Raw genomic sequence first — 14873 nt, 5'->3', positions numbered from 1 at the left:
AATAAGCATCATCCCCAAAAACTAGATTGGAGTGTTGACAGATGAGTAAATCCATTTTCACGACAAAAACCATTGTTGCTATTGGGATTGGAACGGCCTTATTCGTTATTTTAGGTCGTTTTGCTTCTATCCCTACTGGTATTCCAAATACATCGATTGAAACAAATTATGCATTTCTTGCACTTATTTCATCCATTTTCGGGCCTATTGCAGGTCTCTTTATCGGTTTAATCGGCCATGCACTAAAAGATGCTATTTCCTACGGTTCTGTTTGGTGGAGCTGGGTCATTGTTTCTGCCTTTGTGGGATTAGGGATCGGATTGTTTAAAAATAAGTTCGACGTTCAGGATGGCGAGTTCGGTCGCAAGAAAATAATTACATTTAATATTGTGCAAGCATCCGTACAAGCTATCGGGTGGGTTATCATCGCACCGATACTCGATATTGTCATTTATGCAGAACCTGCCAATAAAGTATTCACACAAGGGGCCATCGCAGCAATTAGTAATATTTTAACGGTTGGCGTACTTGGAACATTCCTGTTAATCGCCTATGCTAAAACAAGAACTAAAAAAGGGAGCCTGAGTTACGAGGAATAAAAAAAGGATGACGAATATGACAAAACAACCACTAATCGAATTTCAAAATGTCAATTTCCACTATAATAGTCAAGCTGAAGCTACTTTACTAGATATCAATTTAACCATTTATGAAGGTGAGAAAGTTTGTATCGTCGGCCCTTCTGGTTCAGGAAAGAGCACGCTCGTTCATTTATTGAATGGGCTTGCTCCTTTTGCTTATGATGGCGAGCTTACGGGGAGCTTGAAGATTCGAGGAAAAGAAACGAGAGAACTTGATATTTTCTCCATTTCACTTCTTGTCGGAACCGTATTACAAGATACAGATGGTCAATTTATCGGGATAACCGTTGGAGAAGACATTGCATTCGCTCTTGAAAATAATACGATTGCACTGGAAGAAATGAGGGAAAGAGTCGCTCATGCAGCCACCATTGTAGACATGGCTTCTTTCTTACACGCTCGAATTCATGAATTATCAGGTGGACAAAAGCAACGCGTTGCGTTAGCAGGCGTACTCGTCAATGATATTGACATTGTATTGTTCGATGAGCCGTTAGCAAATCTTGACCCCGCCTCTGGTTTATCCGCCATTGCATTAATGGATGAGCTTCAAAAAAAGGAACAGAAAACCGTTTTAATTGTTGAGCATCGCTTGGAAGATGTTCTATCCAAATCGGTTGACCGTATTATTTTGATGGATCAAGGCAGAATCATTGCCAATACAACACCTAATGATATATTGACAGGCACATTACTTCCCGAACATTCCATACGCGAGCCGCTGTACATAAAAGCATTAAAATACGCCGGCTGTCTAGTAGGCGAGACTATGGACGTCACGGACATCAATCAGTTGGACGTAAAATCGTTTGCTCCGAAAATACAGCAATGGCTAAAGACTATTCAAATCGAAGAAAAAGACCAAGTACAATCCTCACCACTGCTCCAACTGAAAGACTTATCATTTCATTACCAAGAAAATAATCCGATTCTCAAAAACATTAACTTGGCCATTCATCAAGGCGAAATGATTAGCATTGTGGGTGCAAATGGAACAGGTAAATCTACATTTGGCAAACTATTGTGTGGTTTTGAAAAGCCGACAGCCGGATCAATCGAATTTAATGGCATGGATGGTGCAAATGACTCCATAAAAGAACGCGGGCAACGTGTGGGCTTTGTCTTACAAAATCCTAATCATATGTTCTCCAAACAGCTTATTTTTGATGAAGTAGCATTTGGTTTACAACAACAAAACTTATCCGCCCCTGAAATAAAAGAACGCGTGGAAGAGACACTGAAAATTTGTGGTCTCTATCCATTTAGAAACTGGCCGATTTCCGCGCTTAGCTACGGACAGAAGAAACGGCTGTCGATTGCATCCATTCTTGTATTGGAACCTTCTGTAATTTTGTTAGATGAACCAACAGCTGGTCAAGATTATAAACATACAACTGAATTAATGACGTTTCTGGAAAGTTTACAACAGCGTGGCGTAACCATTATTTTAATCACCCATGACATGCATATCATGATGGAATATACAAAACGTGCAGTCGTCCTGTCTAACGGTACAATTATTGCGGACAGCTCTCCTGCTTGTATTCTTGCTGACCATCAGTTAATTGACCAAGCACATTTAAAGCAATCGTCTCTTTTTGCATTAGCGAATGTATTAGACATAACAGATCCAGCTCAATTCATCGAAAAATTCATTCAGTATGACCGGGGGGTGCGTTTCAATGAGCGGTGAGTTGTTAAGCTATATCGAACGCGACTCGGTCATTCATCGATTGACAGGCTCAGCGAAACTCATTTGTTTTTTGTTATTGTCTAGTGCCGCCATGCTCACGTATGATACACGGGTTCTTCTGAGCATCGTCTTAATCAGTATCATTATTTTCAAAATATCCAAAGTGAAAATCAGAGAAATCGGGTTTATTCTTGCCTTCATCCTGTTTTTTCTCGTACTGAATAATATCGCTATATTTCTTTTTTCACCACACCAAGGAACACTTATTTACGGAACATCCCATCCCATTACGGGCTCGATTGGACGCTATTCACTTACACTTGAACAACTTTTTTACCAAATTAATATTTCACTCAAGTACATAGCGGTTATTCCTCCTGCTCTATTGTTTATCGTCACAACACAACCGAGTGAATTTGCGGCATCCTTAAATCGAGTTGGTGTCAGCTATCGTTTAGCCTATTCTGTTTCAATCGCACTGCGTTATATTCCCGATGTTCAACGAGACTTCAAAACCATTGCACTGTCACAGCAAGCTCGTGGTATCGATATGTCTAGAAAAGCAACTATCCCAACACGCATTAAAAATGCCAGTTCGATTTTATTGCCTCTGATTCTATCGAGTCTAGATAGAATCGAAACCATTAGTAACGTGATGGAATTGCGTGGATTTGGGAAACATAAAAAACGGACTTGGTACAGTTTTCAGCCGATTACTAAAAGAGACATCATCGCCATTGTGATTTCACTTGTTATTTTTTTACTCATGATTGCTTTTATGTTTATCAATCAAGGACGATTTTATAATCCGTTCTTATGAATTTTTAAAAGGTGAGTGTCTGCATGTAACAGCAGACACTCACCTTTTTTCATTACAATAACTGCCCATCAATATCTTCATAATTCCCGTCATCGCCAAAAAACTTGACCAATTGCTGCTTCGCTTTATTTTTCACATCATCATCAATATGCTGAATGATTTTCATGACAGCCGCTACAATCACACTGGCATCATCTACAAGACCCACCGCCGGGATAAAATCTGGGATTAGATCCACAGGGAAGATTAGATAACTTAGTGCACCCACAACAATCATCTTAGACGACTTTGGCACTTTTGGACTTTTTGCTGTATAAAATAGTAGCAAGCTGTAATAGACAGTCTGCTTCCCTGCCTGTTTACCATAGCCCTTGACCTTGTCCCAAAACTTTTTATCAGAATAATGGTTGTCAGTTGTTGCTATTGCAGATTCCGGATCAAAATTCTTCAATTTCTCTTCGTAGTTCTGTTTATTCGTTAACATTGTACAGCCTCCCGCATAAGCACTTAATACATTAATTCTACATGTAACATGCCGTAAAGTCATTTGTTAGCCCAATGCTAGTCTTCTTCTTTTTTAACCCCTTCCCTCATACGATGAACTATTCTAGTGAAAAGAGAGGGTATCTGTTATGGAGCTTCCTGTGTCAATTGTATCGAAGAAATTACCCCATGCCTCACCAAAAGTGACTGTCTATTACCCTGTTGTTGTCCACTTACCTAATATCAATGTCCAAAGCACCATCAACCATGCCATTGTTACAACTTTAAACAAACTACTCGTTGAGCAAAGTTACTATGAACCCAGTCTTGTGGAATTAGTGGCCTACTTTGAACTCAAAACCAACCAGCGTGGTCTCCTCAGTTTGAATCTGATTGTCTATTCATTCACTGGTGGCGCGCATGGTACGACTGTTATTAAATCACTGACGTTCGATACAAAGACTGGAAAACAGTACGAGTTGAAAGATTTATTCAAACCAGGGAGTGATTATGTAAAACAGCTATCAGATATCATTCGACAACGCATCAAAGACTGGAATATCGATCTGCTAGATCCACCATTCAAAGAAATTCGCAGTGACCAAGATTTCTATATCGGAGATACGACGCTCGTCATCTACTTTCAGCAATACGAAATTACAGCGGGCGTCTGGGGATTCCCATATTTCCCAATCCCGATTTTAGACCTTGCAGATATTATCCAACCAAATGGCCCACTCGATCGAATGATGGCGTTTACTTAAATAAGCCAGTTATCGAAACGTTAACATCGTTTCGGTAACTGATTTTTCTATTATGATTCAGCTTTTTTAAACCTCATCCATCCAAAAATCGCAAACAATCCAGCGATGAATACGACTCCTCCGATAATTAAGTAAGTTGTTGTCCCACTATCTAGAGAAATCACATCATCCTTCGGAGCTTGCCCTGGACCAAAGACTGCTAAATCTTTAGTAGCAACTCCCAGTTCTTTTGTTGGACTGCAAATGGTAGTAGTTAATGATTGCTCCTCATACATATCGGATAGATTGGCATATATCAAATATTCTTGTCCTACTACAAATTCGATACCACAATCCATTTCGCGATAACCTGTCTTTATTGCCACTTTCGTCTCATTCGTCCCTTTCCATGTTTCCTTCACAGCAAAAAGGACAGTCTTGCCATAACCACTATTCTCTTTTATGTCAATCACTTCGCCACTAAATACCGCTTGAGCATTTGAAAATCCCTCTGCGGGGGATGGTATCATTGCACAAGAACAAGCCGCTACCGGAATAGGTTTTTGTAATAACATAAGAACAATGACTAAGCAGAGCGACAATAAAAAACGTTTTCGACTCACGACAACGCACCTCTTCCTTCAATTTCCTAGTAGATCGTTTTGCGCGTAACTAAGTTACATAATTCCCATCTATTTTTCAAAGCTAAAATCTTATTAGCTACTTTCCTAATCTGTATAAATAATGTAATATCTTAATTTTTTAATAATAATTGAATCTCTTACTTCCATTCTTTCAATAACTATTCCCCCATTTCAACATTAACTCCATCGCAAAAAATATATTTCCACTAAAAATTCTCTCTTTGGATAATTAATCTACAGTATTCCCCAGGAAATAAGTGATTTTATATGCAGCACTGCTACCAGAACATTCACTATCAAATATTTAATAATTTAATAATTCGCTAGCATCAAATATCTACACAATAGTTTTAAATTATTTACAATACTCTACCATTAATGTACGTTTAATGCATAAGAAGTATTGTCGAAGGGATGAAAATTGATGAAGCGAACACTCGTTATAAGTGATATCCACGGGGAATTAGAGCTACTTGAACAGCTCTTATCCAATGTGCAGTACAATTCACTTCAAGATCAGCTTATTTTGTTAGGGGATTATGTAGATCGTGGTCCCGATGCGAGGAAAGTACTCGATATGGTGATTGAACTACAAGCACAGGGAGCCATCGTCCTAAAAGGTAATCATGAGGACATGATGATCAAAGCACTAACAACGGACGATGAACGTTCTTGGAAGCATTGGGCTTATCGCAATGGGGGTAGCAACACCTTGCAAAGCTATGGGTTCAGTGAAAATGAATTTATTGTCCCTGAAGATGAGGCCTTCGTCAAGCCTGTGCTCCATTCTGAAAAACTAGCCGGGCATATTGCATTCATTCAAAGCCTGGACCCTATCATCGAACATGATGACTATATTTTTGTCCATGCTGGTGTACATCCGACTACGCCAATTGGTGAAACAGATCCCTATGTCCTGATGTGGATTCGTGAGGAATTCTACAATGGCTATAAGGGGGACAAGACTGTCATTTTTGGGCATACGCCAACAACCATCTTACATAATGACAAAAATAACCATTCGATTTTCTTTGGTGAAAACCATATTATCGGCATTGACGGTGCAGCGGTTTATGGTGGTCAATTAAACTGTCTAGAGCTGCCTGCTAAAGTCATGCACTATGTAAAGAAATGATATACTACATATGAGGTGATGAGCTATGACAAACAAAAACTATGAAGAACTAGTTGCCAATCGTATTTTCATCGGCGGGGTCGATGCGATTGAAAATCTTCTTGCCAATGAAAAAATTGATGTCATCTATGATCTACGCGCAGAAGTAAAAGGTCCACTTTCAAGTGAAATCAGCATCCATCAACCTATCGTTGACGATGCGGAACACCAAGATCAATCGATACAAGCTGCGGTTTCAGAAGTCGTCAATGCCTATAAATCCGGTAAAAATGTCTACTTCCACTGCAATACAGGACGTGGACGAGCTGGAACTGTCGCAACAGCTACACTGTTGGAACTAGGGCTAGCAAACTCCGTAGAAGAAGCGGAACAACAAGCTACAGCAATCCGACCGACAATAAATGTAAAACTACAATTTAAAGAAGCACTAAAACGAATTTATAAAAACTAAAAAAATGCCAGTATCCGAAATATAACGGAGACTGGCATTTTATTTATTGTTCTTACATTACTTCGATAACGCGCTCCCTGGCCCTTTCCATCTCATCGAAACAAACATGGTCAAAACTAAAACAACTAATCCAAGGATGAATGGATACAAAATATGCACATCATATAAAAATCCTGCGAGAAGCGGTCCAAGTACGTTTCCGATACTCATATAGGCATTGTTCATGCCCATTGCAAATCCTTGTTCGTTCCCCGCCAACTTAGAAATAAGCGTGGTCAGAACAGGTCTTAAAATAGAAGTGGCTAGGAAAATAATCATCGTGACACCGAAAAACATAATATAGCTCGGTGCAAGAATCGACAGTAAAAAGCCAACTGCTGCGACACCAAGGAAAATATTGAGTACAGCCGCCTCACCAAATCGGCGTACAACCTTATCGACAGCAAATAACTGAATGATGACACTGATAATCCCCGTTGACGTGACCATAATTGCAATATCCTTTGGAGACGCCTGGAATTGATTATCCACAAACAAGCCTAAGACCGATTCATAAGCCATTAAACCAAAACTCATAACAAGCGTGATGACTAAAGGGATAAAATACGGCTTGCTGAATGATTGTGCAATTTCTTTTACCATCGGCTCCGATTTCACATCAGGAGCTTCAACAGTGTAATCCTTACTTTCTTTCAGCATTACCGCGGAAAATATGACCGCACCAACGCCGACAATTGCCGAGATAAGGAGTGGCATTTTTAAACCGAAGTCTGCTAAAAATCCACCTATCCCCGGTCCAATGACAATACCGAGTGACATAGCTGCTGAAATATAACTATTGCCTTTTGCCCGCTGATCCATCGTTGTAATATCAGCAACATAAGCAAATATCGCGGGTATTAATAACGCTGCCCCTACTCCACCAATCACACGTGACGAATAGAGAACCCAAATGGAGTCCGAAAAGTAAAAGACAAACATCGACAAAGCTAATCCACTTAGCCCTGAAATGATCATAATTCTTCGTCCGTACTTATCTGCCCACTTCCCTGCAATAGGTGACACGATAAGCTGCGCGCCGGCAAATATGGCAATCATTAAGCCAGCTGCTTTTCCAGCTTGGCCAATTGATACTAGATATGCGGGTAAAATCGGAATAATAATACCGAAACTTCCTATCGCAATAAACATATTAATCATTAATATAAGCATTTTCTTTTTTTGATCTTGTGACAATTTATTCACCCTTCTTTCTAGACGCCACAAAATGCGTCGACTATCCATTATAATGAGAGTCGAAAGAATAAGCTACTTATTTATTTCACGAAAACCATCTTTTTTCTCCTTGATTAGCCAGCAGCCGTAATTTTCCCATCACGCGGTAGTCCCAGCCCAACAAGCCCCATAATCGGCAGGAATGACACAATAATCATTGTCGTATAAATGCCGAGATGGTCCATCATTATCCCGATGACAACAGCTCCGATCGCCCCCATGCCGAATGCAAGACCAACTGTCAGCCCTGCCATTGTGCCAATTTTACTTGGTACAAGCTCCTGCGCATAAACGACCGTCACCGAAAAACTAAGCATAATAAAAAAGCCAATCACTATGAGCAAGACAATCACTGCCCATAATGGAGCGTAAGGCAAAAGAATACAAAGCGGAATTGGCACAGCAAGTGACAAGACAATAACATTCTTGCGACCGATTTTATCCGCCATTGGGCCACCGAAAAATGTGCCAACTGCTCCAAATGCTAGAAAGAGAAAGATGTATAATAGTCCTTCTCCACTTTGCAAACTATATTTCTCCATCAAATGAAAGATGAAAAAGCTTGTAATGCTTGTGACATAAAATGAGCGAGCGAAAATAATAACAAGAAGTAATGATAGCGCAACCCCTACTTGCTTTTTCGTTAAATCCCCGATAGATGATAACAGTACTTTTCTACGCTTATTCAGTTTTTCCTCTTCCAACTGTTCCTTATACCAAGCCGAAATCTTCATCAACATAAAAATACCAAGCGCCGCAACAATCATAAATATGGCGGCACTTTTTTGCCCATTAGGAACTAATATGTATGCACCTATCAATGGTGCAAGTGCTTGTCCTGAATTTCCTCCCACTTGGTAAATAGATTGAGAAAGCCCTCGTTTTGAACCCGCAGCCATAAACGAAACACGTGATCCTTCCGGATGAAAAACAGCAGAGCCAAAACCAAGTAACATAACTGACACAACAATCATCCAGTAGTCCGGGGCAAAAGCAAGCCCCCCTATGCCGACAAGTGAAAAGAGCATACCGGTTGGCAACGCATAAGGCATCGGTTTTTTATCACTAAGATAGCCGACAACTGGTTGTAAAACAGATGCCACCATATTCAGTGCAAAGGCTATAAAACCAAGTTGAGTAAAGGTGAGTCCCTTCTCCTCTGCAAGGACTGGAAAAATGGCTGGAATCACTGCTTGCAGCGTATCATTCAGCAAATGACAACCCGCGATAGCAAACATAATGGGATAAACAGGATTTCCAAGTGTTATTGATTCTTTTATCGTCGTCATCTAATCTTCCTTTCTTTCATCAAGCACTAGAATTAGTATAGCCCAATTTTCAAAAAACTGGCGACCCCGATTGATGAACATCCATCCAAGAATATTCTTATAAGTCTAACTCATGTATACTAGAATTGACAAAACGTAATTGATTAGGAGGAATAAATCGTGAAAATTCTAGTTGTCGGAGCAGGCGCAATTGGGGGGTACTTTGGTGGTAGGCTATTAGAAAAAGGGCAGGATGTCACCTTTCTAGTTAGGGAACGCAGGAAAGAACTGCTAACAAAGACTGGATTGAAAATTGAAAGTATACATGGCAATGTGGAAATTGAACCTCGTCTCATTACCACCCATGATAGTAACGAGGTTTTTGATTTGGTCATCATTTCCATAAAATCTTATCATCTCGCACAAGCCATCGAAGATATACGCCCTTTCGTAAAGGACGACACCATTATTTTACCTCTATTAAACGGCGTTGCTCATCTCAGTCAATTAATCGAAGCTTTTGGAGAAGATGCTGTCATTGGAGGCCTATGTTTTATCGAAACCACGCTTGACGAACATGGAGCGATTTTGCAAAAAAGCCCAAGTCATCAATTGATATACGGCGAGAGATCCGGTGAAATTACACCACGAATTGAAAAACTACAAGCCATTTTCAAAGGAGCCAATGCTTCATTCGAGCTTAGCACGCAAATTACTCAAGAAATGTGGCATAAATATTTATTTATCACGACAATGTCTGGAATTACTTCACTCATGGAATCACCCATTGGTCCGATTATAGAATTGGAGACAGGTCGCCATACCATTGCCGCCTTATTAGAAGAACTCGCAGCAATCATGCGTAAAATGGGGGTACCTATACAGGAAACCATTACCGCTACCCTACTCGATAAAATAAATGCGATGCCTTATGAGATGAAATCATCTATGCAACGTGACTTGGAAAAGTCCCTTCCATTAGAAGCAGACCATCTACAAGGATTCTTATACCAACATGCACATACACACAGTATTCCAGTCCCGATACTAGGGACCATCTATACAAAACTAAAGATTTATGAAAAGAATAGATAACTAAAAAACAAGACTGAGTTTCTTACACACTCGGTCTTGTTTTTCCATTTTAGTTTATACAATAACCTCTTCATTTCCCAACTATTATTTCTTTCATACCTAAAAAGCCCGCTTCAATATTTTCTACTGTTAAAGGTTTACTAAAGTAGAATCCCTGTACTTCATCACAGCCATGATCCTGTAAAAATTGCAGTTGCTCTTTATTCTCCACTCCCTCTGCAATCACTTTTAGACCAAGATTATGAGCCATTCGGATAATGGTAATAACAATATTCGAGTCACTCACGTTCTTTTCAATATTCCAAATGAACGATCGATCAATCTTCAACCGATCAATCGGAAATTTGGTCAAGTAGTTCATGGAACTATATCCTGTGCCGAAGTCATCAATACTAATTTTAACGCCAAGTTCATTCAATTTCTTCAGTGTTGGAATGGCATGTTCTACATCCATTGTCATCGTTTCAGTTATTTCAAGTTCTATGTATTCAGGTTTTAATCCAGTTTCGCATAAAACTGATTGAACCAAGTCTGGTAACAAATCACTCGCAAATTGATTGGAAGATAGATTAATCGCTACACTAAAGGGAGAAATCCCCATGTCCTGCCATTTCTTATTTTGATTACAGGCGGTCCGTAGCACCCACTCATCCATTTGTTTAATAAGACCCGTTTCTTCGGCAAGTGGAACAAACTCACTTGGTGGAAGCATGCCTAATGTCGGATGCTGCCATCTGACCAAAGCTTCTACGCCAATCATCTTTTTTGTTTTGACATTGATTTTCGGTTGATAATAAAGGACAAGTTCATCAGAATCAATGGCTTTTCGCAAAGAAGCTTCTAATAAAATCTTATCATGTGATTTCGGATCTAATTCATCAGAATAAAGGACAAACTGATTTTTCCCCTGCTTTTTAGCTTGGAACATGGCTGTATCAGCCTTGACCAGTAGTTCTTCCGATGTCCGTCCATCGTTCGGGAAAACAGCAATCCCTATACTGGCTGTAATATGAAAATCATAGCCCTTCATAATAAACGGTTCATTAAATAGCATAACGAGTCGATCGCCAAATTGCTGAACTTCATCCTGCTGTTTTAAGGGAACAATCAAGATGAAATCATCCCCGCCTACTCTTGCTATAAAATCATTTTCTTCCAAATGACTCGCCAGTCGATTAGCAATTCTTTTTAGAACGAGATCTCCATCTTTTTGCCCTAGCGTATCGTTTACAATCTTAAAACGATCCAAATCTAAATGGATAACTGCAAGTTGATCGTTTACTTCGATACCATCCATTTCTTCAATAAGACTCGTTAAGTTAGCTGTCAAAAATCTACGATTCGGTAATCCTGTCTGCTCATCATGATTGGCCAAGAAATTGAAACGTTGTTGGACATTGTACACTTCTGTAATATCTCGCAGTTGTGCAAATACACCAATCGTTTGATAACTATCATCGTAAATTGGGAATGCATCGAATAAACAGAACCGTCGCGACGGATCTCCCTCTTCTCCAATCGTAATATACACATCATCATATCGTTTCTTTTCATTAAGAACAGCTTCTATGTACTTTCCAATGTCATTCAAATTTTGTACATGGTTACCGACCATATCACGGATTTTTTGACGAAGGAGAATTTCGGCCCGAATATTGAATTCTAAAATGACACCATCTAAATCCGTCGTAATGACGCCATATTGACTATTATCCATCATCACTTGATGCAGCATATTCAGCTGCCTGTTTTGTTTCCGTAATACCAGTTCTCTTTCAATTGAGTCCACTATTGTAGCCAATATCATCAGTACCATTGGATTTTGATGTGTTAAATCAGTCATAATGGTCAATGAACCAAGCACTTCACCCGTAGTTGTATTTTTAAATGCCACGCCATAACAGGCTGTTTTTTCAAGGTAATGGTGATAATGTGACTCACCTATAATCTCCACAGGTCCCCAATGGTGATTAAGTGATAGGTTAATGACATTCGTCCCCATCGTACTGATTGAACATTGAACGCCTAGGTTTATGCCCAAATCACTCAACTTCTTTTTTATCTGATTGTCTCCCACCATGTCTAAAATAATGCCATCTTGGTCAGAGACAGTAATAAGTAATGGAATATCCTTTAACAATTCGGTAATTTTTTTGCTAAAAAAGCGGGTGACCGAGATAATTTCTTCGTATAAGCCTGACTTATCTAAACGTTTTTGATTGGAAGTAATAATTGTCGTAGGAGGCAGTTCATCTGGATTCATTCCTGCATTTCGGCAATATTCGTTCGCTTCGGCAATGAATGCAGCGATTGTTTTCAATTCCATTCCCCCTTTCCCTATAAAAATTACCAATTCTTTTCTTCCATCATACCACGGAAGATTTCAAAACGCAGTACATAGTTCGACACTTCCTGCACATAACTGTAAGACTTAAGCACTTTAAGTCACTTCTAAGAGAAATCCATTAGACCTAACTAGTTAGTCGCTTTATTTACGTTAGATACAATTAAACTTGTTGTCATTCCAACACATAGAACGGTCACCATAGATAATAGCAATTGGACTGAAGGAATGACAAAACTTCCTGCCGTAACAATTAGTAAATCAATGTAAAAAATCATCCATCCGGGGTTCATTCCCATTTTATTCGCAATCATTTGCGCAAATAAATCCATTCCTCCAATACTCGTATCCAAACGTAGCATAAGACCAATACCTATCCCAATCATGATCCCGCCACCAATAGCAGCTAGTAGAGGCGATGTTACAAACTCCTTTCCAATAGTTTGCAACGGAGACAGCACATCAATGATCAAAGATGACAACAGCATGCCATGGACGCCATTAAAAAAGAATGATCGATAAAAAATCCAGGCCAGTATGAAAATCGGGATACTCACTAACATGAATGTGAATCCCACTTTAACCCCCATGACATAATGAAAAATCAGACTAATTCCCAGTGCACCGCCATCTAATAATCCAAAAGGCATAAGAAATACATTCAGCCCCATCGCAACTAACAAACTTCCAAAAACAATTGTCACAGCTTTTTTTAAGAAATACACACATGACCCCACCTATTTCAATTACTTTATATGATGTATATGCTTATCCAAAGCAATACTTCCCTCTTTTTTTGGGTAGTGATGACTACATGTCCCATTAATTTTAGTTTCAATTGATACGCACTGAATAACAGTGTATGACATACACTATATAGAGAGGTGATCCAATGAGTGATCTATTGAATTCCTTGACGACAGAATTACGAAGAGGAACATTGATATTAGCTGTACTCAGTATGTTAAAAACGCCACAATACGGCTATTCGCTTGTCCAACTACTTGAGAAATCTGGAATCGAAATTGATCAAAGCACGTTATATCCCTTACTGCGACGCCTTGAAAAACAAGAACTACTATCCAGTAGTTGGGATACGACAGAAAGCAGACCGCGTAAATATTACTTGATTAGCGATTTAGGCATCGAGGTTTTTGAACTGCTACAAGCAGAGTGGGAAAAAATGACGAGTGAATTAAGAATTGTACTAAAAGGGGCTGAAACAGATGGAAATGATTGAAATCTATGTACGAGAGGTAACGCGTAGATTACCTGAAAAAATGCGTAATGATATTGCACTAGAATTACGCTCGACAATCGAAGACATGCTACCAGACGATTATACGGAGGACAATGTGACACAGGCACTCGAGAAACTTGGCAATCCCGCAACACTTGCCGCTCAATATCGAGAACTGCCAATGCATCTAATCGGGCCTAAGTTTTACGATATTTATATTTCGATACTTAAATTGACTTTAACTATTGTATCGATTGTTGTTCTCTCGTTATTCATCATCGAAAAATTCGCCTCACTTTCGAATGTTGACACACTATCCATGCTCAATGTCACGGGTTTTATCGTTGAAGCAATACGGATTGTAATTGAAGCCGCTATCCAAAATGCATTTTGGGTAACCATTGTATTTATCATCTTAGATCGCACGATATCACCAAACGTTCATGTTCCTTTAACGCTTTCAGGTACCCCCTGGAAACCGGATGATTTGAAAAAGATTCCTAACATTCCCCTGAAAAAAGCAATCAAAATAAGTGAAGCTGGCGCTGGCTTTTTCTGGACAATCATTTGGGCCGTTGTTTATTTCAAGGCTACACATCTCATTGGCGTTTACGAATCAAGAGAAGATCAAAGTGGGTTAGAGTTTGTCATGACTGTTTTCCAACATGACGTTCTCCTTTCCTACTGGCCACTTGTGTCATTGCTCATCTTACTGGAGCTACTCTTACTAACCTATAAAGCCAAGCTACGTCAATGGACGTTCAAACTTGCGATGAGTAATACAATTGTCCATTTGATCAGCGTTATTGCCTTCGTCATCATTATCAGCAATCCCAATTTAATAAATCCTGAATTCGTCACTTACTTTTCCAACATTCTAGAAGACTCCCAAGAAAATCTTCCATCCGCAATTAGCTGGATTTATGGGATTATTGTGCTATCCGTCATTGTGACGAGTGTACTAGACTGCTATTCAGGTTTTCGTAAGGCAAAGATGAAATAATTTATAAAAGCAGGGTGATCTTCTATGGAAGATTACCC

General features: G+C 39.4%; 15 protein-coding genes. 9 read left to right on the top strand and 6 right to left on the bottom strand.

What is annotated here, in order from left to right:
• The first annotated feature begins 41 nt into the window (after positions 1 to 41).
• From R2B72_RS00480 to R2B72_RS00470, 3 genes are read left to right on the top strand one after another with little or no spacing between them, the layout of a single operon-like run.
• Positions 42 to 599: an ECF-type riboflavin transporter substrate-binding protein gene (locus R2B72_RS00480; RefSeq protein ID WP_318614125.1), complete on the top strand. Its 558-nt coding sequence runs from the start codon at positions 42 to 44 to the stop codon at positions 597 to 599.
• A gap of 16 nt (positions 600 to 615) precedes the next feature.
• Positions 616 to 2334, top strand: coding sequence for an ABC transporter ATP-binding protein (locus R2B72_RS00475; RefSeq protein ID WP_318614122.1), 1719 nt, complete (start codon positions 616 to 618; stop codon positions 2332 to 2334).
• The gene (locus R2B72_RS00470; protein WP_318614121.1) at positions 2324 to 3154 is read left to right on the top strand and encodes an energy-coupling factor transporter transmembrane component T; all 831 of its coding nucleotides are present in this window, start codon (positions 2324 to 2326) and stop codon (positions 3152 to 3154) included. Before R2B72_RS00475 ends, R2B72_RS00470 begins: the two co-directional genes overlap by 11 nt.
• A gap of 52 nt (positions 3155 to 3206) precedes the next feature.
• On the opposite strand, the gene R2B72_RS00465 is transcribed toward R2B72_RS00470, so the two are convergent.
• Positions 3207 to 3638 carry a YkvA family protein gene (locus tag R2B72_RS00465; protein ID WP_318614120.1) on the bottom strand — a complete coding sequence of 144 codons (432 nt, stop codon included), beginning with the start codon at positions 3636 to 3638 and terminating at the stop codon, positions 3207 to 3209.
• 148 nt (positions 3639 to 3786) lie between these two features.
• Between R2B72_RS00465 and R2B72_RS00460 the strand changes: the two genes are divergently transcribed.
• On the top strand, positions 3787 to 4401 hold the full coding sequence (locus R2B72_RS00460) for a DUF3298 and DUF4163 domain-containing protein (RefSeq protein ID WP_318614119.1): 615 nt from the start codon (positions 3787 to 3789) through the stop codon (positions 4399 to 4401).
• 50 nt (positions 4402 to 4451) lie between these two features.
• On the opposite strand, the gene R2B72_RS00455 is transcribed toward R2B72_RS00460, so the two are convergent.
• Positions 4452 to 5003 carry a hypothetical protein gene (locus R2B72_RS00455; protein WP_318614118.1) on the bottom strand — a complete coding sequence of 184 codons (552 nt, stop codon included), beginning with the start codon at positions 5001 to 5003 and terminating at the stop codon, positions 4452 to 4454.
• Between the two features lie 445 nt (positions 5004 to 5448).
• On the opposite strand from R2B72_RS00455, the gene R2B72_RS00450 reads away from it, so the two are divergent.
• Both R2B72_RS00450 and R2B72_RS00445 read left to right on the top strand, forming a co-directional pair.
• Positions 5449 to 6159 (top strand): metallophosphoesterase family protein, encoded by a 711-nt coding sequence (locus R2B72_RS00450; RefSeq protein WP_318614117.1) that lies wholly within the window; start codon positions 5449 to 5451, stop codon positions 6157 to 6159.
• A gap of 25 nt (positions 6160 to 6184) precedes the next feature.
• Entirely contained in the window at positions 6185 to 6610 is a 426-nt protein-coding gene (locus R2B72_RS00445; RefSeq protein ID WP_318614116.1) for a dual specificity protein phosphatase family protein, read from the top strand.
• A 57-nt stretch (positions 6611 to 6667) separates the two neighbouring features.
• Here the strand turns inward: R2B72_RS00445 and R2B72_RS00440 are convergent, their stop codons facing one another.
• Positions 6668 to 7846 (bottom strand): MFS transporter, encoded by a 1179-nt coding sequence (locus R2B72_RS00440; protein ID WP_318614115.1) that lies wholly within the window; start codon positions 7844 to 7846, stop codon positions 6668 to 6670.
• Positions 7847 to 7959: 113 nt separating this feature from the next.
• Positions 7960 to 9174, bottom strand: a complete 1215-nt coding sequence (locus R2B72_RS00435) for an MFS transporter (RefSeq protein WP_318614113.1) — start codon at positions 9172 to 9174, stop codon at positions 7960 to 7962.
• Between the two features lie 159 nt (positions 9175 to 9333).
• Between R2B72_RS00435 and R2B72_RS00430 the strand changes: the two genes are divergently transcribed.
• A complete protein-coding gene (locus R2B72_RS00430; protein WP_318614112.1) occupies positions 9334 to 10248 on the top strand; it encodes a ketopantoate reductase family protein in 915 nt (304 codons plus the stop codon).
• 70 nt (positions 10249 to 10318) lie between these two features.
• Here the strand turns inward: R2B72_RS00430 and R2B72_RS00425 are convergent, their stop codons facing one another.
• A complete protein-coding gene (locus R2B72_RS00425; RefSeq protein WP_318614110.1) occupies positions 10319 to 12568 on the bottom strand; it encodes an EAL domain-containing protein in 2250 nt (749 codons plus the stop codon).
• Positions 12569 to 12723: 155 nt separating this feature from the next.
• Positions 12724 to 13317, bottom strand: coding sequence for a YitT family protein (locus tag R2B72_RS00420; protein ID WP_318614108.1), 594 nt, complete (start codon positions 13315 to 13317; stop codon positions 12724 to 12726).
• A gap of 167 nt (positions 13318 to 13484) precedes the next feature.
• Here R2B72_RS00420 and R2B72_RS00415 point away from each other — a divergent pair, with 167 nt between their 5' ends.
• Positions 13485 to 13832, top strand: a complete 348-nt coding sequence (locus tag R2B72_RS00415; protein ID WP_318614107.1) for a PadR family transcriptional regulator — start codon at positions 13485 to 13487, stop codon at positions 13830 to 13832.
• The gene (locus R2B72_RS00410) at positions 13819 to 14835 is read left to right on the top strand and encodes an HAAS signaling domain-containing protein (RefSeq protein ID WP_318614106.1); all 1017 of its coding nucleotides are present in this window, start codon (positions 13819 to 13821) and stop codon (positions 14833 to 14835) included. The genes R2B72_RS00415 and R2B72_RS00410 overlap by 14 nt, the downstream gene beginning before the upstream one ends.
• Positions 14836 to 14873: the final 38 nt, after the last annotated feature.

This window comes from Sporosarcina sp. YIM B06819 (assembly GCF_033485175.1).
GTDB lineage: Bacteria > Bacillota > Bacilli > Bacillales_A > Planococcaceae > Sporosarcina.
The sequence above is the reverse complement of the archived record's forward strand: the minus strand, read 5'-3'. Positions and strand labels throughout refer to the sequence as shown.